Origin of the sequence: Pseudoxanthomonas suwonensis 11-1 (genome assembly GCF_000185965.1) — a bacterium.
Classification (GTDB): Bacteria; Pseudomonadota; Gammaproteobacteria; order Xanthomonadales; family Xanthomonadaceae; genus Pseudoxanthomonas; species Pseudoxanthomonas suwonensis_A.
The window spans coordinates 1,660,185-1,685,115 of sequence record NC_014924.1; the positions used below are offsets into that span (position 1 = coordinate 1,660,185).

At 69.7% G+C, this 24,931-nt stretch carries 21 protein-coding genes; 4 read left to right on the forward strand and 17 right to left on the reverse strand.

Annotation, left to right across the window (positions count from 1 at the left end; translation table 11 throughout):
* Positions 1–63: 63 nt before the first annotated feature.
* The 16 genes from fliD to PSESU_RS07685 all read right to left on the reverse strand — a co-directional run bounded on the left by fliD (position 64) and on the right by PSESU_RS07685 (position 20,413).
* A complete protein-coding gene (gene fliD, locus PSESU_RS07610; RefSeq protein WP_013535182.1) occupies positions 64–1,407 on the reverse strand; it encodes a flagellar filament capping protein FliD in 1,344 nt (447 codons plus the stop codon).
* Positions 1,408–1,501: 94 nt separating this feature from the next.
* Positions 1,502–5,842 carry a glycosyltransferase gene (locus PSESU_RS15690; RefSeq protein ID WP_013535183.1) on the reverse strand — a complete coding sequence of 1,447 codons (4,341 nt, stop codon included), beginning with the start codon at positions 5,840–5,842 and terminating at the stop codon, positions 1,502–1,504.
* Between the two features lie 109 nt (positions 5,843–5,951).
* On the reverse strand, positions 5,952–7,031 hold the full coding sequence (locus PSESU_RS16410; RefSeq protein ID WP_013535184.1) for a hypothetical protein: 1,080 nt from the start codon (positions 7,029–7,031) through the stop codon (positions 5,952–5,954).
* 378 nt (positions 7,032–7,409) lie between these two features.
* Positions 7,410–8,243 carry a flagellin gene (locus tag PSESU_RS07625; RefSeq protein ID WP_013535185.1) on the reverse strand — a complete coding sequence of 278 codons (834 nt, stop codon included), beginning with the start codon at positions 8,241–8,243 and terminating at the stop codon, positions 7,410–7,412.
* A 314-nt stretch (positions 8,244–8,557) separates the two neighbouring features.
* Positions 8,558–9,760, reverse strand: coding sequence for a flagellar hook-associated protein FlgL (flgL, locus tag PSESU_RS07630; RefSeq protein WP_013535186.1), 1,203 nt, complete (start codon positions 9,758–9,760; stop codon positions 8,558–8,560).
* Positions 9,757–11,634 carry a flagellar hook-associated protein FlgK gene (gene flgK, locus PSESU_RS07635; protein ID WP_013535187.1) on the reverse strand — a complete coding sequence of 626 codons (1,878 nt, stop codon included), beginning with the start codon at positions 11,632–11,634 and terminating at the stop codon, positions 9,757–9,759. The genes flgL and flgK overlap by 4 nt, the downstream gene beginning before the upstream one ends.
* A gap of 3 nt (positions 11,635–11,637) precedes the next feature.
* Positions 11,638–12,738 carry a flagellar assembly peptidoglycan hydrolase FlgJ gene (gene flgJ, locus PSESU_RS07640; RefSeq protein WP_013535188.1) on the reverse strand — a complete coding sequence of 367 codons (1,101 nt, stop codon included), beginning with the start codon at positions 12,736–12,738 and terminating at the stop codon, positions 11,638–11,640.
* The gene (locus PSESU_RS07645) at positions 12,738–13,880 is read right to left on the reverse strand and encodes a flagellar basal body P-ring protein FlgI (RefSeq protein WP_013535189.1); all 1,143 of its coding nucleotides are present in this window, start codon (positions 13,878–13,880) and stop codon (positions 12,738–12,740) included. Before PSESU_RS07645 ends, flgJ begins: the two co-directional genes overlap by 1 nt.
* Before the next feature lie 8 nt (positions 13,881–13,888).
* Positions 13,889–14,578, reverse strand: a complete 690-nt coding sequence (gene flgH / locus PSESU_RS07650) for a flagellar basal body L-ring protein FlgH (protein WP_013535190.1) — start codon at positions 14,576–14,578, stop codon at positions 13,889–13,891.
* A gap of 28 nt (positions 14,579–14,606) precedes the next feature.
* The gene (gene flgG, locus PSESU_RS07655) at positions 14,607–15,392 is read right to left on the reverse strand and encodes a flagellar basal-body rod protein FlgG (RefSeq protein WP_013535191.1); all 786 of its coding nucleotides are present in this window, start codon (positions 15,390–15,392) and stop codon (positions 14,607–14,609) included.
* Positions 15,393–15,700: 308 nt separating this feature from the next.
* Complete coding sequence (gene flgF / locus PSESU_RS07660; RefSeq protein ID WP_013535192.1) at positions 15,701–16,450, reverse strand: flagellar basal-body rod protein FlgF; 750 nt, start codon at positions 16,448–16,450, stop codon at positions 15,701–15,703.
* A 140-nt stretch (positions 16,451–16,590) separates the two neighbouring features.
* Positions 16,591–17,811 carry a flagellar hook protein FlgE gene (flgE, locus tag PSESU_RS07665; RefSeq protein ID WP_013535193.1) on the reverse strand — a complete coding sequence of 407 codons (1,221 nt, stop codon included), beginning with the start codon at positions 17,809–17,811 and terminating at the stop codon, positions 16,591–16,593.
* Positions 17,812–17,843: 32 nt separating this feature from the next.
* Complete coding sequence (locus PSESU_RS07670) at positions 17,844–18,509, reverse strand: flagellar hook capping FlgD N-terminal domain-containing protein (RefSeq protein ID WP_013535194.1); 666 nt, start codon at positions 18,507–18,509, stop codon at positions 17,844–17,846.
* An 11-nt stretch (positions 18,510–18,520) separates the two neighbouring features.
* Positions 18,521–18,928 (reverse strand): flagellar basal body rod protein FlgC, encoded by a 408-nt coding sequence (gene flgC / locus PSESU_RS07675; protein ID WP_013535195.1) that lies wholly within the window; start codon positions 18,926–18,928, stop codon positions 18,521–18,523.
* An 11-nt stretch (positions 18,929–18,939) separates the two neighbouring features.
* Positions 18,940–19,359, reverse strand: a complete 420-nt coding sequence (gene flgB / locus PSESU_RS07680; protein ID WP_013535196.1) for a flagellar basal body rod protein FlgB — start codon at positions 19,357–19,359, stop codon at positions 18,940–18,942.
* A 109-nt stretch (positions 19,360–19,468) separates the two neighbouring features.
* Positions 19,469–20,413, reverse strand: a complete 945-nt coding sequence (locus PSESU_RS07685; protein WP_041764656.1) for a chemotaxis protein — start codon at positions 20,411–20,413, stop codon at positions 19,469–19,471.
* 97 nt (positions 20,414–20,510) lie between these two features.
* Between PSESU_RS07685 and flgA the strand changes: the two genes are divergently transcribed.
* From flgA to PSESU_RS07705, 4 genes are all read left to right on the forward strand, one after another.
* On the forward strand, positions 20,511–21,155 hold the full coding sequence (gene flgA, locus PSESU_RS07690) for a flagellar basal body P-ring formation chaperone FlgA (RefSeq protein WP_041763992.1): 645 nt from the start codon (positions 20,511–20,513) through the stop codon (positions 21,153–21,155).
* A gap of 92 nt (positions 21,156–21,247) precedes the next feature.
* The gene (gene flgM, locus PSESU_RS07695; protein ID WP_013535199.1) at positions 21,248–21,559 is read left to right on the forward strand and encodes a flagellar biosynthesis anti-sigma factor FlgM; all 312 of its coding nucleotides are present in this window, start codon (positions 21,248–21,250) and stop codon (positions 21,557–21,559) included.
* Positions 21,560–21,573: 14 nt separating this feature from the next.
* Positions 21,574–21,912: a hypothetical protein gene (locus PSESU_RS07700; protein WP_041764658.1), complete on the forward strand. Its 339-nt coding sequence runs from the start codon at positions 21,574–21,576 to the stop codon at positions 21,910–21,912.
* A gap of 53 nt (positions 21,913–21,965) precedes the next feature.
* Positions 21,966–23,174: an ATP-binding protein gene (locus PSESU_RS07705; protein ID WP_013535201.1), complete on the forward strand. Its 1,209-nt coding sequence runs from the start codon at positions 21,966–21,968 to the stop codon at positions 23,172–23,174.
* A gap of 27 nt (positions 23,175–23,201) precedes the next feature.
* Here the strand turns inward: PSESU_RS07705 and PSESU_RS07710 are convergent, their stop codons facing one another.
* The gene (locus PSESU_RS07710) at positions 23,202–24,917 is read right to left on the reverse strand and encodes an EAL domain-containing protein (RefSeq protein ID WP_049782433.1); all 1,716 of its coding nucleotides are present in this window, start codon (positions 24,915–24,917) and stop codon (positions 23,202–23,204) included.
* Between the last annotated feature and the right edge of the window lie 14 nt (positions 24,918–24,931).

Sequence of the window (24,931 nt, forward strand, 5' to 3'; positions counted from 1 at the left end):
GGGAGCGGCCACCGACAACCGGGGTATCGGCCCGTATGGCTTCGGCTTGAGCCGGCGCCGGCCTCAGCTCTTGCTGTTCTGGGCCAGCAGTCCATTGAGCGAGCTGGCGCCGCTTTGCAGCTGCACGATCATGGTTTCCATGGCGGTGAACTGGGACAGATAGATGGAGCCCAGCTTCTCCATTCGCAGGTCCAGCTGCTTCATCTGGTCCTCGAGCCTGCTGCGCTCCTTGTTGAGGTTCTCGGTGCGCAGTGCGATCGCGCCTTCGCTGCTGTCCAGCTGGGTCTTGAGTACCGTCTTGAGCGATGCAGCGAGGCTTCCCTCCCCGCCGAACAGGCGGGATACGCCCTGCGGATCGGACGCCATGGCCTCACCGAGCTTCGTCTTGTCGAAGCTCATCACGCCGCTCTTGTCCAGGGTTACGCCGAGCGCCTTGAGCGGCAGGCTGCTGCCGCTGGCCAGGTTGCGCAGCTGCTGTTGCAAGCCGCGCACCAGGGAGTCTCCGGTGAGCGCCGACGCGGTCTTGGTCGTGGAGTTGTAGCTGCTCGTCGACTTCAGTACCGAGCCTACGCTGTTGTACGCGGAGACGAAGGCCTCGAGCGCGCTTTCCAGCGCTGCGTGGTCCGAACTGACGTCCAGGCGGAAGCTCTCGCCCGGCTTGGCCGCGGACAGTGTGAGGTTCACCCCGGGCACCAGGTCGCCGACCGTATTGGTGGAGGAGGTGCGCTCGAAACCGTCTACCCGCACCCGCGCATCGGATGCGGCGACCTGTTCCAGTAGCCCCCCTCCGGCACCGTTGGTCAGTGCCAGCAGGCCGCCATCCCCGCCAGTCGTGGTGATCGACAGGGCATTTGCCGTGCCGGTATCACGAGCGGTGAATACCAGGTGTTCGCCGTCATCGGCGGTGATCACGGTGGCCCCGACGCCCTTGCCACCGGCCGCACGGTTGACCGCACGGGCGATGTCGGCGAGTGTGGCGCCGTCCTCGAACTCGATCGTCAGCCGTTGGTCATCCTCGCTGCCCCAGGCGATCGAAAGCGTACCCGTGCCAATGACCGCACCGGCGGCGTGGCCGGCGGAGGACAGCTTCTGCGCGGTGGCCACCGACAGCACTTCGACGGCATAGGAACCGGACATGGCCGAGGAGGTCGTGGCCGCGGTGAAGCCAGCCCCATCCTGGACCTTGGCCAGGTAGCCCGGCTTGTCCGCGGCGGTGCCGAGCTTCTCGAGCGCGGTCTGCAACGAGGTCAGCGAGCTCTTGATCTGCCCAACGGCCGAAAGTTTGGCGCTGACCGAGCTGGCCTGGCTGTTGATCCGGCTCTCGGTAGGCAGGCGCGAGGCCTGGACCAGTTGCGAGACCAGGCCAGGGATGTCCAGTCCGGAGCCACCGGTTGCGATCGAAGTCATGCTGCGTCCTCGGTTTCGCCTGCCATACCGCTGCGCAGGCCTCCTTCATCGATAGCGGCCATCGGCGGCCGGACTTGAGCGGGCACCTTGCCCATCAGTCCGGCATCCAGTTGGCCAGCCAGGCGCGGGCACTGGCCTCGTCAAGCATCCAGTCACGGTGGATGGCTTCGCGCAGGGTGTCGCCCGCCTTGGCGGCCGCATCCAGGTCATGGATATGCATGCGGATCGCATCGGTCCAGTCCTTGAAGCGCGGCTTGACCCGGGTAACCGGCAACCCGTCCTGGAACGCTGCCACGTCGCTGCACACCACCGGGAAGCCGCAGGCGCCGAGCTCCAGCACCCGCAGGTTGCTCTTGCAGCGGTTGAACTGGTTGTCCTCCAGGGGAGCGATGGCAAGGTCCAGGTCCAAGCTGGCCAGCTTGGCCGGGTAGTCGAGGATGGACACCCCCTCGTGGAACTCATGGATGAACGGGCGCAGCTTGTCCGGGCACATGCCCATGAATACCCATTCGACCTCGCCGGAAAGTGCCTCAACCACGTCCGCGACCATCTCCAGGTCGCCGCGGTGGCTGACACCGCCGGCCCAGCCGACGCGGGGCTTGCGACCGCGGCCGCGGCGGCCCTGCTGCTGGCCCCACCATTCAGACGGGAGGCGGTTGCGGGAAACACGGATGTCCGGATGCATGCCGTGCAGTGCCTCGGCCAGTGGCCCGGTCGAAACCACCAGACGGTCCATCTGCCGGAGCGCGGTGCGCATGCTCTTGATCACGTCCTGGGGCAGTTGGTTGCGGTGCACGCTCTTGAGCGGGACGTTGGGCAGGTAGTCGTCGAGTTCGGCCACCTTGAAGGCGCGGCTGAACTTCGTCATGCGGCGCTGCGCCTCGATCTGGTCCTTGAGCATCTGCCGCTGGAACACCACGGCGTCTGGGGCGAGGCGTTCCATCTCCGCCGGGTTCAGGTAACGGTCGCCGATCCTGACGTCGGCCAGCCCGGTCGAGGCCATGGTGCGGCCCGGGTGGATCACCCGGTAGTAGCCGCAGCCGAAGCGGTCGGCCGGCAGGGCGACCACGGTGGGAAGCGGCCGGGCCTCGCGCGGGGGCGGATTGAGCCACGCACTGGTCTCCAGTGCGAAGGCCGGCCCATGCAACGACAGGTGGCGGTTGTAGGCGGGATCGAAGGCGAGCGCGGGCAACCATTTTGCATACGCGGCCTCCTGCGCCTCGAGCAGCACGGCGGCCTTCTCCCCGACGCTGGTCCCGTCCTCGCGGGTGCGGCTCGCGCCCCCTTCGTGGAGCACGACCGCGTGGGGCGTCCACACCACCAGGTAGCCGGCCTGGCGCACTGAGAGGCACAGGTCGAGATCACTGTAGGCATTGCGCAGGGCACCGCCGCCCAGTCCGCCGACCTCGTCGAATACGGACCGGCGTACCATCAGGCAGGAGCCGGACACCGCGCTGTAGTCCTGGTCGACCTGCAGCCGGTACATGTACCCCGGGGCGTCGAGCTTCTCGCCAGCAAATGCGCTGTCGCAAGGTCCGCGCAGTCCCAGGAGCAGGCCGGCACTGTCGACCGTCCCGTCCGCACGGAGGAGCCGGGCGCCCACGATGCCCACTTCCGGCCGGCACGCGTGGTTGACCAGGGCGTCGAGCCAGTCTTCGCGGACGATGGCGGTGTCATTGTCCAGGAGGAGGAGATAGTCACCGCGCGCGCGTGCCGCGGCGGCATTCACCATCGCCGCGTAGTCGAACTCCCCCGGATGGCGAAGCACGCGCAGTTGCATGCTGCCGAGCGCCTCGATTCCGTCGAGCCAGCCGCAGGCGTCCTCGTCGGTGCTGCCGTTGTCGACGATGATGACCTCGTAATTGCGGTACGCGGTCTTTTCCAGGAGGCTCTCGACGCAGCGCTGGAGGAGGGCGAACTGGTTGCGGGTTGGCACGATGATGGACACGCCGGGTGAATCCGGGTGGCCGTAGCGGATCCGGTAGCAGCCGGGGAGATGTGACTCGACCTCCGCGTCCGGGTAGCCGCGCACGTGCAGGTGGGCGAGGATCGCGTCGATCTCCTCCTGGCGGCTGGCAAGCACCTGCGGGCCGGTGACCAGCAGCGGCTCGGCGCAATGATCGATGCCGGCCAGGCCGCCGTCGTTGATCAGGCGCAGGACCAGGGCCAGCTCGTGGCTGTCTCCGTGGCCTTCAGGGAAGCCGCCGGTCGCGCGCAGGGTCCCATGGTGGAAGCACCAGTGACGCGCCATCGAGGACGGGGCTGACAACAGCAGGTCGAGGTTGAGGTCGGGGCGCAACAGTGCCGACATGTTGCCCTCCGGGTCGCTCATGACTTCGTCGGCGTAGAGCGCGCGCAGACCTTCGGGTGCATTCGTCAGCCGCTCGCACAGGGCGGCCAGCCCGCTGGGTGTGAAATGTTCGCCGGCCTCGACCTGGATCAGCCATTCACAGTCCAGCGACGCCGCGGCCTCGTTCAGGGCGGCGGCCACCGGCCGGTCGCTGACCAGTATCTGGCAGGCAAGCGGGAGCGGCGGCTCGTCGCCCGCAAGCGCGCATGCGCGGATTGCCACGATGCTCAGGCCGGGCGGAGCGCCGTTCTCCGGTGCAAGGCTCAGCAGGGTACGGCGCAGCGGCCCAAGGTCCTGGTTGCGGTCGATGACCAGCACCCCGATGGCCGGTGGTGTGGTGTCATTGCGGGCATCCGCCAGGCACGGTGTGCCGGTCGTGGCGCGCTGGCCGATCCAGTCCTGGACCGTGGTGCCGGATCCCGGCCCTCGGGCGATCCCCAGCGCTTCCAGCCTGCGCGCCCGCTCCTTGCGCACGAACTCGCTGCCGAGATCGGGGTGGCGCGAATAGACGTGCCGGTACAGCGCCGGTGAATCCCGTCGCGCCTGTTCCGAGCGGCGCTCGTCGGGGCCCGCCTCCGGGGCACGGACACGCACCTGCACCGTCGCAGCTTCCACGTGCACGAAGTCGATGTGGGCGGACAGGCGGAGCAGGAAGTCCCAGTCCTCTAGGCCCGACATGGTTTCGTCGAAGCCGCCGACGGTGGGCAGCAGGGAGCGCGGCCAGGCGAAGGTGTTGACCGGGATGTAGTTGTCTACCGAGAGACGCTCCCGCGAGAATCCGGCGTGGCGGAAGATGCTCTCCTCGCGCAGGACCTCGCGGTTTTCGCCTTCGATCCGCTCAGTGATGAAGCTGGCATCGGTGTAGACGACTTTGCCCGGATGCCGTCGCATCGCATCGGCCAGGGTCTGCAGGTGGTCCGGCAGGAACAGGTCGTCGTCGTCCAGGTACACCAGGTGCTCGCCGGCGGCGAGCCGGTGCGCCGTGTTGCGCGCGGCGGCCGGGCCGAGGTTGCGCGGCTGGCGCACGTAAGTGATCCGGAAGGAATACTGCGCTAGCAGGTTCTCGACTTCCTCGCCCGCGTCGTTGACCAGCACCACATCGAAATCGCGGAACACCTGCCGTTCAAGGCTGTCGAGCGCGTCGCGTAGAAGCCGCGGACGGTTGAACGTGGTCAGGACCACGGTGAAGGCCGGTTCGAAGGACGTCCCGGCCTTGCGTTCCAGGGCACGCAGGTTGTCCACGGTAGCGCCGAGGGCAACCGCGGCGTATGCCATGCGCAGGGCGATGCCCGGCTCGCCGAGGGCCTCGACGGTCGCCGCGGTCCTTGCCAGCGCCTCGGCGCGGCCGCTGTCGTCGTCTGACAGGTCGGGATAGAGACGGCCCGGCGGGTAGCGCTCGAGCATGTCCTGGGCCACGCGGGCCTCGAACAGGCGGCTGGCCGTGTTCGACAGGCTGGACGCGTGCTGGCGCCAGCGGCAGAGCACCGCGTCGACCTTCTTGAAGCGGGCGGTGTCGGCGAGCCGGGTCCACATGTGGAAATCGTGGCAACGGGTGAAACGCACGTCGTAGCCACCATGCGTGGCGTACAGCGAGCGCCGCACCGCCGTGCCCGGATTGGGCAGGCAGTTCGAACGGACCAGGGTCGGGAGCAGGGACACGCCGTGGAAGTCCGGGTACTGGGTCTTCCAGCGGCGCCCCGGCTCGGCGTCGTCGAAGATCTCCAGGTCGCCGTAGTAGACGTCGGCCTCGGGGCAAGCGGCGATGGCGCGGCGCAGTTCCGCAAGCGCGTTGGGTGGCTGGTGGTCGTCGCTGTCGATCCACACGATGAACTCGCCACGCGCCCTCGCGATGCCGAGGTTGCGCGCGGCGGCGCCACCGCCGTGGTTGCCCCGCACCAGGACGATGCGCGGATCGTCGAAGCCCTCGACGATCTCCACCGAGCGATCCGTCGATCCGTCGTCGACCACGATGACCTCGAAGTCGTCCCCCTGCTGCGCGAGGACGGAGCGGAGGGTGTCTGCGACGTAGCGCTCCCGGTTGTACACCGGGATGACGATGCTGAAGGCGGGCGGATTCGGGTTCATGCGTGGCTCCGGTCCCGCGCGGTCCGCGCGGGGCCTTTCGATGCGGGCTGTTCAGCGGGACGTGGGGCCGGCAGCCGCGGGATCGCGGCAGGCCGGACAGCCGCCTCGATCACTCCGGCTCATACAGCGCCTTGTCCAGCAGTGGACGATGGGCGTCGCTGAAGTCCCCGGGCGCGAGCTCGAACACCGCCATGCGCCCGACCATCCGGCTGGGCCGCACGACCGCTTCGACGTAGTGGTAGTGGGGCCGGTCCGCGTAGTCGTCGAACAGCACGGTGACGGGTGCTTTCGTGAGCGCCGCGCAGACCAGGAAGCAGGCAGGGCGGAAGCGCCCGTCGATCAGCACCACCTCCGGCTGCCGGAAGAACTCCTGCTGCCAGATGCCGGCGGAATAATCGGGGTAGTTGGCGCGGCCTTCGTTTCCGGTGGGCCGCCCCCAGTCACCGGTAGCGCCGATGTCGGCGTAGTACATGACCGGCATCGAGGCCGGCGCGGATGCCTGGAGATAGGTGCCGAGGCGGCACAGCCACCTGGGGTCGCTTTCGACCGAGAAGATGGTCTTGCCCGCCATTTCCGCGGCGAGCACGGTGGACCCGCCGCTGCCGTACTCGAGGATGGTGTCGGCCGAGGCGTACTGCCGGGCGACTTCGCGGCTTTCGTCCTCGGGCAGGGTGAGTACCGGGCGCCTGATGGTCGCCGGGATGCGGATGCCTGCCAGTACCGGGCCCGGACGGGACCTGTCGGCAGCGGCGCCGTCAGGCCGTCCGGAGACCAGCATCCCGGTACCGTGCAGGGCATCGGTGGCAATGGTGAAGGCCGAGTCGGTGAGCCGGTCCCAGAAGGCGGCCGCCTGTTCCGCGGCTGGCCGTTCCGGGGCCTCGAGCACGACATCGAAGCCCCTGGGCGAAAGGTGGGACGAAACCACCGGCAGGACGTGGTCCAGGCAATCCTGTTCCGGGACCGCCCGCGGCGTGGCGACCCAGACCAGCTCAAAGGCCGCGTCCGGCGGGAGGCCGGCCAGGTCGGGGAAGCGCGTGCGCCTGTCGCCGACCTCGGCATCGGCCAGGTCCACGGTGTCGACGTGGCAGCGGTCGGCAATCCCCAGGCGCGCGAAATCGGCACGTAGCCGTTCGGCATCGGTCGGGTCGGTGCCGAGCGTGCGCAATCCGCCGCCCAGGGTGCAGGCCATGATGGCGAGGACCGTCGTCCATGGCCCCTGTCCGACTTCAAGCACCTGTGGCCGTGGGCCCAGGGCGACGAGACGGTTCCATGTCGACCACGCCTGCAGGGGGTCCGTCCCCGGGAGCTCCGGGAGTTCCAGGAGGCGGGGGCAGGCGGCCGCCAGTTTCTGTGCCGAAGCGATGGACCAGGGCGTCACGGTGCTGGATTCCTGTATTGGGAACGGTCCGGCACGCGCGCCGGGCCCGCCTTGCTCAGGCAAGAAGCATTCCAGTCCGGACTGGCGGGATACCGTCCCGTGGCCGTTACCGGACGGGCCCAAAGAAGAAAAGCCCGCCTCCGTTGCCGGAGGCGGGCCTGGGCGTGCCGGCCGGGGCCGGCCAGCGGGTTACTGCAGGAGGCTCAGCACGTTCTGCGGGACCGACTTGGCCTGGGACAGCATCGCCGTACCGGCCTGCGTCAGGATCTGGTTCCGCGTCAGTTCCGCCGTCTCCTTCGCATAGTCCGCGTCCTGGATGCGGCTGCGCGAGGCGGCCATGTTCTCGGAGCTGACCTGCAGGTTGGCGATGGCCGAGCTGAAGCGGTTCTGGATCGCACCCAGGTCGGCGCGCGCTTCGTTCACGCTCTGCAGCGCGTCGTCCAAGTCGTCCAGCTGGGTGGCGCCGCTGCCGGCAGCCATGCCCGACACGCTGAAGGCGGAGGCGGTGATGCCGCTCAGCGCCGAGCTGATGTCGTTCAGGGTGATGTCGATCTTGTCGTTGTCGGTCGCGTTGGCACCGACCTGGATCGAGATCGTGCCGCTGGCATTGAGCAGCTGCTTGCCATTGAACTTGGTGTTGTCGACGACGCGGGTGATTTCGTCCTTCAGCTGCTGGACTTCCTTCTGCAGCGCCTGCTTGTCTTCGTCGGAGTTGGTGCCGTTGGCGGCCTGCACGGCCAGCTCGCGGATGCGCTGCAGGTTGTTGGAGATTTCCTGCAGGGCGCCTTCGGCGGTCTGCGCCAGCGAGATGCCGTCGTTGGCGTTGCGGGCGGCCTGGTCCATGCCGCGGACCTGGGTGGTCATGCGCTGCGAGATGGCCAGGCCGGCGGCGTCGTCCTTCGCGCTGTTGATGCGCAGGCCGGAGGACAGGCGCTGGATCGAGGTCGCCAGGCTCGCGCTGTTGGTGCTCAGGTTGCGCTGGGCGTTGAGCGACATCACGTTGGTGTTGATGACTTGCGTCATTTTGAGTCTCCTCTAAGCGATTCATCCCGGCGGGTAGGACTGCGTAAGCCTTGGCCGGACCTCCGCAGGGGGGTCATCAATCTGACCGGTGCCGCTGCTGTATTGATTAACGGCGCCGGGGTCGGAAGCTTTAGTGCCTGCGCCGGATTTTTTTCTTTGCCGCCGGGGACTTGCGTCGCCAATGGGGCGGATTCCGGGGCGCATCCGGCTACGGTATCGGTTAACGGCAGGGCGCCCCCCGGACTTTAGGCCCGGCCTGAAAAAAGGGACGGCGCGGTTGCCCGCGCCGTCCCGGTGCCGCTTTGCCGCGTCGATCAACGCAGCAGGTTGAAGAGCGAGAGCCCATGCATGCGCGTGAATACCGTCTGCGCCGTCTGCAGCGCGGTGCTTTCAAGCTGGAAGCGGGTGATCGCGTCGGCGTAGTCAAGGTCTCGCATGGCGGAAAGCGTGGTCTTCAGGGTGACCGAGTTGGCTTCGCGCAGGGCGCCAGCATCATCTATCAATGCGAGCTGCGCACCGCCCAGTGCACGCGCATCGATGAGCTGTTCCGCGGCACGCGCAACGTCGCGCATGCCCGCCTGCAATGCATTGCGCCGCGCAGCATTGTCCGCAATGGTGACGGTGGGCGACTCCAGCGCACTGGCCAGCGCCTCCACGGTCGCGAATATGTCGCGCGTGCCTGCGGGACCAATCTCCAATGCGTCGCCTTCGGCGGGCGTGCCGCTGATCCTCACTCGCAGGCCGGCAAACTCAATGTCCTGCTTTGCAGTCCAGGTTCCGCTTGCAATCGGGTTGCCGGCGTGGTCGGTTACGCTATAGGTGTTATCGCCGGTGAACTCGACGCGATATCCAGCTCCTTCCCAGCCACCTGCCGGGCTTCGGCTGAATCCTTCCAGGATCATGGAGCCCGTATTGGCAGGGTCCATGCGTGCATCCACGGTCCCGTCGCCGGTGCGAACCCGCATGAACACCTCGCTGCCCGGCAGCGTGTCCTTGACGAACGTGCCCGGTGCGATCTCCACCATGCGCTGGGTCTGGTCGCCGTTGTAGGCAATGCCACCCGCCACGCGGCCAAAGGGCGCAACATCATCTGCCGCCCCGGCGAACAGGTAGCGTCCCGTCCCATCGCTGCTGTTGGCCAGGCTCACCAGATGCTCGCGCAGGCTGCGAAGCTCGGCGGCGATGGAGCGGCGGTCGTCATCCGAGAGCGTGTCGGAGTTGGCCTGCACCGCCAGCTCGTTGATGCGGATCATGTCATCGCCGGCCAGTGCCAGCACGTTCTCCTGCATGCCAAGCCGGTTGTTGATGTTGTTGGCATTCAGTCCGAAGCGCTCGAGTTCGGCCAGGCTGCGGTCGAGGCCGACCGCGGCGCCGGCACCGACCGGATCGTCCTTGGCGGTGACCGTCTTCCTGCCGGTGGCGATCTGCTGCTGCAGCGAGGCCAGCTGCTTCTGCCGCGACAGCATGGTCGCCAGCGACTGGTCGTACATCATGCTGGTGGAGATGCGGTTGCTCATCGGCGGACGGCGCTCAGGATGGTCTGGAACATGGTGTCGGCGGTGGAGATGATCTGCGCCGCGGCCTGGTAGGCCTGCTGCAGGCGCAGCATGTTCGCCGCCTCCTCGTCCAGGTTCACGCCGGCCACCGCGTCGCGCGCGGCCTGGGCGTCGTTGTGGATCACCTGCTGCGCGTCGGCCGCGTATTCGGCCTGCCGGGCCGCCGAGCCGACCATGGTGGTCAGGCCGCCGACGGCGCCGTTGAGGCTCATCGTGCCGCCGCTGACCACGCGGGCGTCGTCCAGGTTGGCCAGGCGCGAGGCGTTGCCGTTGTCGCCCGAGCCGGTGCCGTTGCGCGCGACCACGAACTGGTCGCCGGCGGCCGGAACGCCGTCGAGCACGACGCTCCAGCCGTTGGCGCTGATGCGCTGGCCCGGCGTGTAGTCGAACGGACCGGCGCCGTCGACCATGTACTCGCCGGAGTCCAGGAACTCGATCGTGGCCTCCTGCAGCAGGGCGGGGTTGCCCGCGGCCTCTACCCGCAGCCCGGACAGCACGCCGCTGCCGATGTTGGACACGGCGGCACTGCCGCGCACCGGGAGCGCCGCCGCGATGCGCGAGGGATCGCTGATCGCCACGCCGATCGACCCGGACGCGCCGGCGGTCGGCTGCAGCAGGAAGCGGTCGCCCGGTGCGGCGCTTCCGGAGACCTCCAGCGAAATCCCTGCGACCACGAACGGATCGGCCGCGGTGCCGCTGCCGGTCATCGGCACGGCTTCGCCGGTATCGGCACGCAGCGCGGTCCAGCCGCCTTCGCCGAAGCGCAGCACCAGATCCTGGCCCGACAGGGCGGAGACGTCGCCGACCCGGGCCTGGAGGCTCGCATTGCCGGCGTTGCCGGCGTGCTGGTTGACCAGCGGCGCCGGCACGTCGAAGAAGCTGCCGCCGAGGTTGCCGTACAGGTCCATGCCTGCGGCATGGCCTTCGTTGAAGGTCGCTGCCATGGCCACCGCGATGCGGCCAAGCTCGGCGGCCGCCGGGTCCAGCACGGTGTTCCGGAACTCGACCAGGCCGCCCATGCTGCCGCCCAGCGCACGCTGGTCGAGCACGGTGGTCGTGCCGCCGCCCTCCAATGCCAGCTGCAGGCGCTCGGGCCGGTAGGTGTCGGGCACGGTGGTGATGCTGGAGGCCTGGACGCCGACCACCAGTGGCTGGCCGCCGGCGGTGAACACGCTGATCGGACCGCCGTCCTGGCTCAGCGCGGTGCCCCCGGTGAAGCCGACCAGTTCGGCCACCAGCTGGTCGCGGCGGTCGAGCAGGTCGGGCGCGGCCTTGCTGGCGTCCGAACCGATCTCGCCATTGATGCGGGCCACTTCCCCGGCCAGGCGGCTGATCTCCGAGGCGCCGGCCAGCAGCTTGTTGTTGACCTCCGAGTCGAGCGCGCGCAGCTGCCCGTCGAGCTGGCGGAAGCGGCCGGCGAGGGCGCCGGCCTCGGCCAGCACGTTCTGCCGTTCCGCGGCGCCGGCGGCGTTGGACGAAAGCGCGCTGACCGAATCGAAGAAGTCCGACCACACCCCGGCGAGGTTGGTGGCGCTGTCCGAGAACAACGTGTCCAGGCGGCCGGTCAGGGTCGAGAGCTGCTCCAGCCGTGCCAGTTCGCCGCCGCTGTCGAGCAGCCGCGAGGTGGCCAGCTCGTCCGCCAGGCGGCGGATGTCCGCGACCTGGGTGCCGTTGCCGACATGACCGTAGCCGTAGTCGCTGGGCCGGCGCGCGGCGAAGTCCACCCGCTGCCGGGTGTAGCCCTCGGTGTTGACGTTGGCGACGTTGTGGCTGACCGTCGACAGTGCCCGCTGGAAGGCGAGCAGGGCACCGGTGCCGGTGGAGAGGACGGACATCGCTTATCTCCTTGTGATGCCGCTGGCCATGTCGCCGGCGGTCGCCAGCGCGGTGTTGGCAGTGCGTGCCGCCACGCCGGCGATCGCCTGCATGGCGCGGTTCACGGTGGGCCCGTTGGCGATCGCGGTGATCTTGGCGGCGTAGGCAGGGTCGGTGGCGTAGCCGGCGCCCTGCAGGGCCTGGGCGAAGCGGCGCACGTCGCCGCCGGCTTCCAGGGCCTTCTGGTAGCGCGGGTTGTTCTTCAGCATGCGCACGTAGTCGGCGAAGCTCTCGGCGGGCGAGGCATAGGCACGGAACTGCGCGGTCTCGGTACGGCGCTCGCCACCGACGTACTCATGGGTGCGGGTGGTTGCGCGCTCGCCATTCCAGCCGTTGGCCTTGATGCCGAACAGGTTGTTGGCGTCACCGCCGCCGTTGCGCTGGATCTGGCGCCGGCCCCAGCCGGTCTCCAGCGCGGCCTGGGCGACCAGGGCGCGGGCGTCCACCCCCAGCTCCTTCGCCGCGGCCTGGGCCTGGTCCCAGATGCTGGCGACGAAACGTTCCGGGCTGCGCTCGGCGAACTGTCCGGCAGCCTGGGCCGCGGCACCAGTGGTGGCCACTGCACCTTCCGGACCGGCCATCAGCTTGCGTACGAAGGTGTCCATCGGCGAGCCCTGTTCGGCGGAGGACTCGCGACCGGCGATCAGGTCCAGGGCGCGGGCGGTTTCCGGATTGACCGCGGTGTCGCCGGTACCCGTCCCGGCGTAGGCCATGGCCGCCGCGGCGGCGCGGGTCGGTCCCGGGCGCACCGGGAGGCTGGTATCGACGCCGGCAGGCGCCGCCGACAGGTCGACCCCGCTCTGGCGCGACAGCTGGCGCGCGATCATCGGCGCCAGCCCCAGGCCCCTGCCGGAGGTCAGGGCCTGCGCGATCTTCTGGTCGTACATGTCGCGGAAGGTCTGGTTCTCGTTGGGGAACAACGAGTCGCCGAAGCTGGCGTCGCGCATGCTCTTGACCAGCATCTGCGCGAACTGGCCCTCCAGCTGGCGCGCGACATGGTCGATCTTCGCGGCTTCGGGCCGCGACTGGGGCGACAACTCCAGTGGGCGGGCATCGATGCGCATCAGATCACTTCCAGCTCCGCGCGCAGCGCGCCGGCCTGCCTGAGCGCTTCGAGGATGGCGATCAGGTCGCCGGGCGCGGCGCCGACCTCGTTGACCGCGCGCACGATCTCGTCGAGCGTCGTGCCGCCCTCGAAGCGGAACATGCGGCTGCCTTCCTGGGTGCCGCTGACGGTCGAGTTCTGCGCGACCACGGTGCCGCCGCCGGCCAGGGCGCCGGGCTGGCTGACCTGCACGCCCTCGTTGATGGTCACGGTGAGCGCGCCATGCGCGACCGCCGCCGGCATCACCCGCACCTGCGAGCCGATCACCACGGTGCCGGTGCGGGCGTTGACGATGACCTTGGCCGGGGCCGAACCCGGGCTCAGCTCCAGGTTCTCGACCTGGGCGAGGAACCCGATGCGCGAACCCACGTCCGCCGGCGCCGCCACCGAGACGGTCACGCCGTCGACCGCGCGCGCCACGCCCGGGCCGAAGTAGGCGTTGATCGCATCGACCATGCGCGAGACGGTGGTGAAGTCGTTGCGGTGCAGGTTGAGGGTGATGTCGCCGCCGCCGTCCAGCACGCTGGGCAGGGCGCGCTCGACCGTGGCGCCGTTGGGGATGCGCCCGGCGCTGGGGATGTTGACCGCCACCCGCGATCCGTCGCGGCCCTGGGCGCCGAAGCCGCCGACCACCAGGTTGCCCTGGGCAATGGCGTAGACCTGGCCGTCGGCGCCCTTGAGCGGGGCCATCAGCAGCGAGCCACCGCGCAGCGACACCGCGTTGCCGATCGAGGACACGGTGACGTCGATGGTCTGGCCGGGCTTGGCGAACGGCGGCAGCTCGGCGTGGATCGCCACGGCGGCCACGTTCTTCAGCTGCGGGTTGACGTTGGCCGGTACCTGCACGCCCAGCTCGGAAAGCATGTTCTTCAGGCTCTGCACGGTGAAGGGCGCCTGGCTGGTGCGGTCGCCGCTGTTGTCCAGGCCCACGACCAGGCCGTAGCCGACCAGCGCGTTGCCGCGCACGCCGCCGACCTGGGCCAGGTCCTTGATGCGCTCGGCCTGGGCCGGGCCCGCGGCCACGGCCAGCAGCGCCAGCAGCCCGGCGAGGGCGCGGCGGCCGTGGCCGGCAAGGCGCGTACGGTTGCTGTGCAGTGCCATGGTCGACCTCAGTACGGGTAGATGCGCGAGTTGAAGAAGCGGCCCAGCCAGCCCATGGCGTTGGCCTGGGCGATGGCGCCGCGGCCGCCGTAGACGATGCGCGCCTCGCCGACCCGGCTGGACGGCACGGTGTTGTCGCGGGAGATGTCCTGCGGGCGGACGATGCCCTGGATCTGGACCAGCTCGTCGCCCTGGTTCAGGCGCAGGTTCTTCTGGCCCTGGACCACCAGGTTGCCGTTGGGCAGGCGCTGGATGACGCTGACGGTGACGCTGCCCTGCAGGCGGTTGCTCTGGCTGGACTTGCCCTGGCCGTCGAAGTCGCGCTCGCCATTGGCCGAGGCCGAGAGGATGTCGCGGCCCTTGTAGGTCACCGGCCCGCCGAACAGCGAGGTCACGCCGGTGGACAGCTCGCTGTCCTTGCTGACCTGGGTGGTGGCGCTGGTCTGGGCGGTGGTCGACTCGACCAGGTTGATGGTCAGCAGGTCGCCGACGTCGCGGGCGATGCGGTCGCCGTACAACGACAGGCCCTGGCCGCCGGCGTAGATCGCGCCGGCGGTGGGCGCGGCCTGGACCGGCATCACCGGCACGACCGGGGCCATGGGCGGGTAGGGACGCACGTCGCCGGCGGCCACGCAGCCGCCCAGCAGCAGCATGGCCGGCAGGGCCAGTGCGATGGCGAAGCGGGATCGCAGGTTCATGGCAGGCTCCAGCGGCGCGGTGCGCCGGTCAGACGTTGTTGTTGAGGTAGCCGAGCATCGAGTCGGTGGTGGAGATGGCCTTGGCGTTCATCTCGTAGGCGCGCTGGGTCTCGATCATGCTGACCAGCTCCTCGACCACGTTGACGTTGCTGCCTTCCAGCGCGCCCTGTTCGACCAGGCCCAGGCCGTTGAGGCCGGGGGTGCCGTTCTGGGCCGGGCCGGAGGCGGTGGTCTCCATGTACAGGTTCTCGCCGCGCGCCTGCAGGCCCGCGGGATTGATGAAGTCGGTCAGGGTCAGCGCGCCGATCTCCAGGGCCTGGCCGTCGCCGGCCATCTGCACCGTGATCGTGCCGTCGGTGCCGATGGTCATCGACTGGGCGCCCTCCGGCACCTGGATGCCGGGCTGCACCGGGTAGCCGCTGCTGGTGACCAGCTCGCCCTGCGCGTTGACCTGGAAGCTGCCGTCGCGGGTGTAGGCGGAGGTGCCATCGGGCATCAGCACCTCGAAGAAGCCGCGGCCGTTGATCATCACGTCCAGGGCGCGGCCGGTCTGCTGCGGGTTGCCCTGCTGGAAGTCCTTGGCGGTGGACACCACGCGCACGCCGGTGCCCAGCTGCAGGCCGGAGGGCAGCTGCGTCTGTGCCGAGGTCGAGCCGCCGGGCTGGCGCACCTGCTGGTACAGCAGGTCCTCGAAGTTGGCGCGGTCGCGCTTGAAGCCGGTGGTGTTGGTGTTGGCCAGGTTGTTGGCCACCACGGACATGCGCGTCTGCTGCGCATCCAGACCGGTCTTCGCGACCCAGAGTGCCTGATTCATGACGCGGTACCTCACGTGACGGATTGACGCCACTGCCGATGCATGAGGCGTGCCAGAACCGTGTCGGCGGGTTGGCGCGGGGCCTGTCCGCAGGGGGCGAAGAGGATGTGCGCCTGCCGGCGGGAAGGAGGGCGTCGCTGCGCTGCGCCTGCAGCCGGGCCTCCCACGCTGCTCCCTCCGCGGGGCAGGTGCGTGCATGCGTACGCGGCAGCGACGCGCCGGGACGGGTACGTTCCCGCAGCCGGCAACAGGACAGCGTCGGCGTGGCGCGCCGTGCGGGGCCAGGTCCCGGCCGCCCGGCAGCAGGATCAGCCGCCCAGGCGCAGCAGGCTGGTGGAGGCGCGCGCGTTCTCGTCGCCGGTCTTGATGACCTTCACCTGCATCTCGAACTGGCGCTGCAGCTGGATCATCTGTACCAGGGCACCGGCGGCGTCGACGTTGCTCTCCTCCAGCGCGCCTGTGGTCATCACCGTGCCCGGCGCCTGCTGCAGCGGCTGCTGCGGGGCGGTGTTGCGCATCAGGCCGTCGAGGCCGCGGGTGAGCTGCTGCGGGCGGGCATCGACCACTTTCAGCCGGCCAACCATGGCCATGGTGTCGGCGCCTTCGCCCAGCGGCACGATCGACACCGTGCCGTCCTGGCCGATCTCCAGCGCCTGGTGCGGGGGCAGGGCGATCGGGTTGCCGTCCTGGCCGAGCAGGGCGTGGCCGCCGGAGGTGACCAGCTGGCCGTTGGGCGTCAGCGAGAGGTCGCCGGCGCGGGTATAGGCCTCGCTGCCGTCGGGCGCCTGCACCGCCAGCCAGCGGTCGGCATGCAGCGAGACGTCCAGCGGATTGCCGGTCACCCGCAGCGCGCCGGCGCTGGCGTCGAAACCCTGGTCCACGTGCAGCGCGGCCACCCGCGACGGATAGCCGGCGCCGCGGACCGGGAAGGCCTCGGTGTTGGCCAGCGCCGCCTTGAAACCGGCAGTGTCGGCATTGGCCAGGTTGTGGCTGACCGTGGACTGGGCCTGCAGCGAGGCACGGGCGCCGGTCATCGCGATATAGAGCGCTTTGTCCATGAGAAGCCGTGATTGGTGATTCGGGATTCGGGATTCGTAACAGCGGCCTGGCCGGGATCGTGACGATGGGGGAAGGAGCGTGCTTTTGCTCCTCCCAATCACCAATCACCAATCACCAATCACCAATCACCAATCACGAATTACCGGATATTGATGACAGTCTGGGTGGCCTGGTCCTGGGTCGAGATCATCTGCGCGTTGGCCTGGAAGTTGCGCTGCGCGGTGATCATGTTGACCAGCTGCTCGGTCAGGTCGACGGTCGAGGCCTCGAGCGCACCGGCCTGGATGCGGCCGAAGTCCGACGAGTCCGGGGCGCCGCTGCGCGGGGTGCCGGAGGAGTGGGTCGCGGCCCACATGTTGTTGCCGACCGCCTGCAGGCCCTGTGGATTGACGAAGTTGGTCAGCACGATCTGGCCCAGGGCGACGTCGTCGCCGTTGGAGTAGCGGGCATAGACCACGCCGTCCTCGGCCACGTCGATCGTGGTCAGCTTGCCGGAGGCGAAGCCGTCCTGGTTGATGCTGCGCAGCGCGAAGCTGTTGCCGTACTGGGTGCTGCCGCTGATGTCCAGGCCCAGCTCCAGCTGGCCGGCGCCGGTGCCGGGGGTGTACGGATCCATGGCGATGCGGCCATCGGCCGGGGACACCAGGCTGCCGTTGGAGTCGAACTGCAAGGTGGTCGGCTCGCCGACCTGGTTGCCGTCGACGTAGTTGTAGACCTGCCACTCGTTGGCGTTCTCGGTCTTGACGAAGTACGACGTCTGGACGTGGGCCACGCCCAGCGAGTCGTACACGGTCACGCCGCCGCTGCTGGCGTTGTAGCTGTTGGACTCGGACGGGTCGAACGGCTGCACGGTGGGCTCGGCGGCCGCGCCGGGCAGGGTGACCATCAGCTCGACCAGGCCGGTCTGGCGCGGCGGGCTGTCGCTGGTGGCCAGCTGCAGGTCGGTGGTGCGGCCGACATCGAAGCCGCCATTGGCGTTGGGTGCGTACACCTGCAGGCGGGCGCCGTCCGGGGTGACCACGAAGCCGCGGTTGTCCGGCTGGAAGTTGCCGGCACGCGTATAGAAGGTGTCGCCGTTCTTGCTGACGGTGAACAGGCCCTCGCCATCGATCGCGAAGTCCAGGCTGCGCCCGGTCGGGTCGATGTTGCCCTGGGAGAACTGCTGGGCCACGTTGCTGACCTTCACGCCCGAACCGACGGCGTTGCTGGCCAGGCCGTAGCTGGTGGAGGAGAACAGGTCGGCGAACTCGGCACGCGAGCTCTTGAAGCCCACGGTGTTGGAGTTGGCGATGTTGTTCGAGGTGACGTTGAGGTCGGCGTTGGCCGCGTTGATGCCGGACAGCGATGCGTTGAAGCTCATGGCGGACTCCTGCGGAATTCGTTGGGTTCGGCTCAGCTGACGCGGAGCACGTAATCGAGCGGGACGGTGCCCAGGCCCGGAAGGTCGAGGAACAGGCCGTCGCTGCCGGCGGTGACGCTCTCCACCCGGCCGCGGACGTAGGTGTCGACCGGGCGGGTGCTGCCGTCGTTGGCCGTGTATTTGGCGCTGATGCCGTAGTTGCCCGGGGGCAGGCGCTGGCCGCCGAAATCGGTGCCGTCCCAGGCGAAGGGGACCTCTCCGGCGCGGGTCGCCGGCACGCTGAACTCGCGCACGGTGCGGCCGTTGGCGTCGGTCACGGTGAACTGCACGCTGCCGGCATCCGGCGCAGCGACCGCGCCGTGGGCGCTGCCGGAATCGTCCAGCGCCAGCTTCGTCGACGGCACCAGCACGTCGCGGCCGACCATGGCGGCACCGCGTAGCAGCTGGTCGCTGCCCAGCGCGGACTGGAACGCCCGCACCTGGCTGTTGAGCGTCTCGATGCCCTGGACGGTGGAGAACTGCGCCATCTGGCCCAGGAACGCGCTGTTCTCCATCGGGTTCAGCGGGTCCTGGTGCTTGAGCTGCTCGGTCATCAGGCGCAGGAAGTCGGCCTGGCCGAGCGAGTCGCTCTTGTCCTTGCTGGTGGTGGCCGGGCCCAGCCCGAGGCTGGAATAGATGTCGCTTGGGATCGCGCTCATGACGGGGCTCCTCAGCGGCCCATGCTCAGGGTGGCGATGGCCAGTTCCTTGGCCGTGTTGATGATCTCCACGCCGGCCTGGTAGCTGCGCGAGGCGGAGATCATGTTGACCATCTGCGAGACCGGGTCCACGTCGGGCGCGAACACGTAGCCGTCGGCGTCGGCCAGCGGGTGGCCGGGCTCGTAGCGGCGCACCGGCGGGGCGTCGCTCTGTGCGATCTCGCGCACGCGCACGCCGGTCAGGGCCGGGTCGCTGCCGCTGGCCTGGGCCTGGAACACCGGTTCCAGCGGCTTGTAGACCGCTTCGGGCGAGCCGGCCACGGCGTCGGCATTGGCCAGGTTGGAGGCGATGGTGCTCAGGCGCACCGACTGCGCCTGCAGCGCGGAACCGGCGACGTCGAAGATCGGGAGGTTGCTCATGCGCGGGCTCCTTACTGGCCGGTGATGGCGGTGAGCAGGGTGCGGACCTTGCCCTCGACGAAGCTCAGCGAGGCGCGGTACTCCAGCGCGGCGCGGCCGTAGGCGGCGCGCTCGACGTCGGCGTCGACGGTATTGCCGTCGAGGCTGGGCTGGCTGGCCTGGCGGGTGTACTGGAACGGCGCCAGGCCGGTGGCGATGGCGTCCTGCAGGTGCGACTCGTGGGTCGCCGCCGGCACGCCCGGGCCGTTGGCCACGCCGCCGGTGCGGCTGCGGGTGGCGGCATCCAGGGCGGCATTGAAGTCCAGGTCCTGGGCCTTGTAGCCGGGGGTGTCGGCATTGGCCAGGTTGCTGGCGATCAGCTTCATCCGCTGCTCGCGCAGGGGCAGGGCGTCCGCATGGACACCCATATAGGAAGAGATCGGATTGAGCATGGCGACTCCAAACGCGGAAGGTCGCCGTGGCTCAGGCAAGGCGCGTGCCAGAACGCGCCGCCGGGTCGTCGCCGGGGCTTGCGGGCCACCGGCGGGGGCTGTCAGCGGATCAGGCCGCCGCCTCGGCGGCGACCTGGCGCAGGCGCGCCAGCACGTGGTCGGCCAGCTCGTGCGGGCTGTACTTGGCGACGAAGGCGTTGGCGCCCACGCGCTCGACCATGGCGTTGTTGAACACGCCCGACAGCGAGGTGTGCAGCAGCACGTACAGGCCGGAGAGGCCCGGATGGCGCCGGATTTCCGTCGTCAGGGTGTAGCCGTCCATCGCCGGCATCTCGATGTCGGAGATCACCATGGCGTAGCGCCCGGCCGGATCCTCGCCACCGGCATGCACCTGCAGGAGGTGTTCCAGTGCCTGGCGGCCGTCGGACAGCAGGGTCACCCCGACCCCCAGCTGGTCCAGCACGCTGCGGATCTGCTGCCGGGCCACGCGCGAGTCGTCCACCACCAGCACCTGCATCGGCGGGGCGTTCTCCGGCAGTGCCATCTCCGGGGCGAGGGTGGCGTCCATCCGCGCCTGGGTGATGTCGGCCAGCACGCTTTCCACGTCCAGCACCTGGATCAGCTCGCCCTGGAAGCGGGTCACCGCGGTCAGGTAGGTGCTCTCGGCGCCCAGGTCCGGTGGCGGATGGATGTCCTCCACCGCGATGTTGACGATGCGCTCCACGTCGCTGACCAGGAAGCCCTGCACCGAGCGGTTGAACTCGGTCACCACCAGGTACTGGGTGCCTTCCTCGCCCGCACGCTCCGGGTGGCCGATGGCCAGGCCCAGGTCCAGCACCGGCACCGAGCGCCCGCGCACGTCCGCCGCGCCGGCGAACTGCGGTGGCAGGCCGGGCAGCTGGAACAACGGCGGTCGCCGCAGCACCTCCTGGACCTTGAACACGTTGACGCCAAAAAGCTGGCGTCCGCCGAGGCGGAACAACAGCAGCGCCAGGCGGTTGTGGCCGGCCAGGCGGGTGCGCTGGTCGATGCGGTTGAGCAGGTTGTGGGTCATGCACGCGGTATCGGCCATCGTCGCCGGTGCTTGAGCCCGGCCCCGTGGCACGCGGCTTGCAAGGCTCCGGCGGATTCCCGCCCGAGCCATGCCCCGCATGTCCCAGCCGCGCCGACTGCTCATGTTCCTACTCGTCCTGCCGATGGCATGGGCGTCGGCTTCGCCGTTCCAGCCGGTGGAGTCGATCCGCGCGGCCGCGGTCGCGGCGGTGGGCGGCGAGGGCGAGGCCAGCCTCGACCCGGCGCTGCGCATGCCGGCCTGCGGCAAGCCGCTGCAGGCACGCCAGTCCACCGCGACCACGGTCGAGGTGTCGTGTCCGGATGGCTGGCGGCTTTATGTACCGGTGCGCCAGCGCCGCAGCCAGCAGGTGGTGGTGCTGGCCCGGGGCGTCGCCGCGGGGGAAACCCTGACGGCCGATGCCCTTGCCACCGCGCAGCGCGATGCCTCGCGCCTGGCCGGGGCGACCCTGTCCGACCCGGCCCAGGCCTTGGGCCAGGTCGCGCGCCGCACCCTGGTCGCCGGCAGCGTGCTGGGTGCCGGCGACCTCGCCTCGCCACGCATCGTCCGCCGGGGCGACCAGGTCGCACTGGTCTCCCGGCGTGGCGGGGTGGAGGTCCGGGTTGCGGGCCGCGCTCTCGGCGATGCCGGCGTGGACGAGCGCGTAAGCGTGGAAAACCTGTCCTCCAGGCGTATCCTCCAGGGGCGCGTCGCCCCCGGTGGGGACGTACTGGTGGCTCCCTGAACGGCAGCAGGGCAAATCCCGTGCCTGATCCCTAAAGTTCCCGCCCGACCATGCCGATACCCACCGCGTACCCCGTCCAAGGACTCATTCCAATGAGCCAGAAGATCGAAGGCAGCCTCCCTCCGCCGGCCGTGCGCAGCACGACCCAGGTCGGCCGTACTGCCCCCGCTGCTGCCGGAGCCGACCGCTCCGAGCCGGTGGAAGCCACCCGCGCCGGCGACAGCCTGCGCCTGACCGGCGAAGCCACCGGCCTGCAGGCCCTGCAGCGCGAACTGTCCACCGCCCCGGCGATCGATGCCCAGCGCGTGGCCGAAGTCCGCCAGGCGCTGGAGAACGGCACCTACAAGATCGATCCGGCGCGCATCGCCGATCGCATGATCGAGATGGACAGGCAGTTCGGCTGAGCGCCGCCATGACCATGCCGGCCGCCAACGACGCCGCCCTGGACCGCCTCGCCGCCGCCCTGGCCGACGAGCGCCGGGCGTTGCTGGACCACGACGTCGAGCTGCTGATGCGCTCGACCGGCGAGAAGCTGGCCGCCCTGCGCGAGCTGGAGGACGCCGTGCCGCAAGGGCAGGGCGAACGCCTGGCCGAGCTGGCCGAAGCCAACCGCCGCAACGGTGCGCTGCTCGCGCGCCGCCGGCGCGAGGTGAACTGGGCGCTGCGCCATCTCGGCCGCGCCGAAAGCGCGCCGGCCTACGACGCCCACGGCCAGGCGCAGCAGCTGCACGCACGCCGCGACCTCGCCGTCGCCTGATCCGCGTACGGCGCGGCTAGAATCCGGTATTCACCGGAGCCGCGCCGAGCGCCATGCCACATCGAAACCGCGAAGGCCTGATGCCTTCACCCGCGATCCTCGACCGCCTGGGCGACAGCCTGCACGAGGGCGTGATGCTGTTCAGCGCCTCCGGCGTGCTGGTCTACGCCAACCCCGCCGCCACCAGCCTGTGCCAGGGCTGCAGCCAGGACCCCGATTCCGGCCTGGCCCTGGAGGCGCTGCTGCCCCGCGACGCCATGCCGCAGGCGCGCGCCGACGGCCGCTGGAGCGGGCACCTGTCCTTTGGCAAGGACTCGATCCTGCTGGTCCACGTGTACTTCTGTCCAGACGAGGACGGCTGGTTCCTGGTCCTGCTGCAGGACCTGCGCGAGGTGCGCGCCTACGAGCAGGACCTGCTGCGCCGCCACGCCGAGTTGAACGTGCGGCTGACCGCCGCCCAGGCCAAACTGCTGCAGGCCGAGAAGCTGGCCTCCATCGGCCAGCTGGCCGCCGGCGTGGCCCACGAGATCAACAACCCGATCGGCTACGTGCACTCCAACCTGGGCAGCCTGCAGGAATACCTGCACAGCCTGTTCGCCCTGATCGACGCCTACGAGCGCGCCCTGCGCTCGCCCGACCCGCGGGCGATGCTGGCCGAGATCGACCAGACCCGCTCGCGGCTGGACATCGACTTCATCGCCCGCGACCTGCCGCAGCTGATGACCGAGTCGCGCGAGGGCATCGAGCGGGTCACCCGCATCGTCAAGGACCTCAAGGACTTCTCCCGCTCCGAGCGCGACGAGTCGTGGAAGCTGGTGGACCTGCACGCCGGCCTGGAGTCCACCCTCAACATCATCTGGAACGAGCTCAAGTACCACGCCACCCTGGAGAAGGACTACGGCGAGCTGCCGCCGGTGGAGTGCCTGCCGTCCGAGCTCAACCAGGTGTTCATGAACATGCTGATCAACGCCGGCCAGGCCATCGGCGAACGCGGCACCATCCGTCTCTCCACCGGCCACGCCGGCGACGAGGTCTGGGTCGAGATCGCCGACAGCGGCCCGGGCATCCCGCTGGACGTGGTCCAGCGCATCTTCGATCCGTTCTTCACCACCAAGCCGGTGGGCAAGGGCACCGGCCTGGGCCTGTCGATCTCCTACGGCATCGTCGCCAAGCACCACGGCCGCATCGACGTGGACAGCCAGCCGGGGCGGGGCGCGAAGTTCCGGATCGTGCTGCCCGTGCGGCAGCCGCGCGCGGCCTGAGGCCGCACCCGGTCCGGTGCAGGACAGTCAGTCCGGGCGCAGCGGGCTGCGTTCGGCGTGCGTGCGGAACGCCTGGCGGATGTGCTCGCGCAGTTCGTCGTCGTTCCACGGCTTTGTCAGGAAGCGGTAGATCGCGCCGCGGTTGATCGCGTCGGTGACCGTGGCCAGGTCGGTGTAGCCGGACAGCACCATGCGCACCGTGTCCGGGTACAGGGTCTTCACCCGGCCCAGGAACTCGGTCCCGCTCATGTCGCTCATGCGCTGGTCCGACAGGATCACCTGGACCTCGTTGGTGGCCAGCAGGTCGAAGGCGTCGCGCACGTTGCCCGCGGCCAGGATCCGGTAGCCGTCGCGGCGGAACAGGCGCACCAGCGAGCGCAGCACGTTCTCCTCGTCGTCCACCAGCAGCAGGGTCTGGTCCTGCTTGGTGGCGGCGAACAGCTCCGGGCGCATGTAGCGCCGGCGCAGGACCATGCCCGCCGACTCGGCCGGCATCGGCTCGCCGAACAGGTAGCCCTGGAACAGGTCGCAGTCGCTGCGGCGCAGGTAGCCCAGCTGGGCCTCGCTCTCCACGCCGTTGGCGATCACCTTCATGTTGAGCTGGTGGCCCATGGCGATGATCGCGCGCACGATCGCCGTCTCGCGCTCGCCGGCCGGCGCGCTGCGGATGAAGCTGCGGTCGATCTTGAGCATGTCCACCGGATAGCGGACCAGCGCGCTGAGGCTGGAATCGCCGGTGCCGAAGTTGTCCAGGGCCAGGCGCACGCCTTCGCGGCGCAGCGCGGCCAGGCCGTCGTACACCGGGGTGACGCTGGCGGCCAGGGTGCTCTCGTTGATCTCGATCAGCAGGCTTTCCGGCGGCAGCCCGGCCTGGCGCAGCATGCCCAGCACCTCGTCGACGAAGGCGGGGCGCAGCAGCTGCAGGGTGGAGACGTTGACCGCCACGAACAGGTCGTCGAAGCCGGCGTCGCGCCAGACTCGGGCCTGGGCGATGGCGTTGCGCAGCACCCACTCGCCGATCTGCACGATCACGCCCAGGCGCTCGGCCACCGGCATGAACCGCTCCGGCACCAGCAGGCCCAGGGTCGGCGACTGCCAGCGCAGCAGCGCCTCCATGCCGACCACGCGGCCGTCGCGGGCGCTGATCTCCGGCTGGAAGCGCAGGCGCAGCTCGCCGTTGGGCACGGCGTCGACGATCTGGCGCGCGATCAGGCTCTCGTTGTGCACCGTCTGCAGGCTGGCGCCGCCGTAGAACTGGATGCGCTCGCCGACATGGCTGGCCTGGCGCGCGGCGATCTCGGCCAGGCGCAGCAGTCCGTCGGCATCGGTGGCCTGCTGCGGGCACATCGCCACGCCGGCCTTGGTGCTCAGGAACAGGGTGTAGGGCAGCACGCCGAGCGGCGCCTCGGCCTCGCGCAGCAGTTCCTCGGCCAGCTGTTCCGGCGCCGGCATGCCGGGCAGCAGCGGGATCACCGCCACGAACTCGTCGCTGCCGTGGTACCAGACGTGGCCGCGGCCCTGGAGCAGGGCGTGCAGGCGCCGGCCCAGCTCCTCCAGCGCCTGGTCGCCCACCTCGAAACTCATGTTCTCGTTGACCGAGGCGAAGTGGTCGATGTCCAGGTGCAGGGCCATCAGCGGCGGACCGCCATCGCGGGCCTGCGCGACCAGGGCCTGGACCACCGGATGGCCGGCGCCGAGGCGACCGGGCGCGGGCAGGTGGGCGGGCGGGGCGGAAGCGGAGATCGGAAACACGTGTC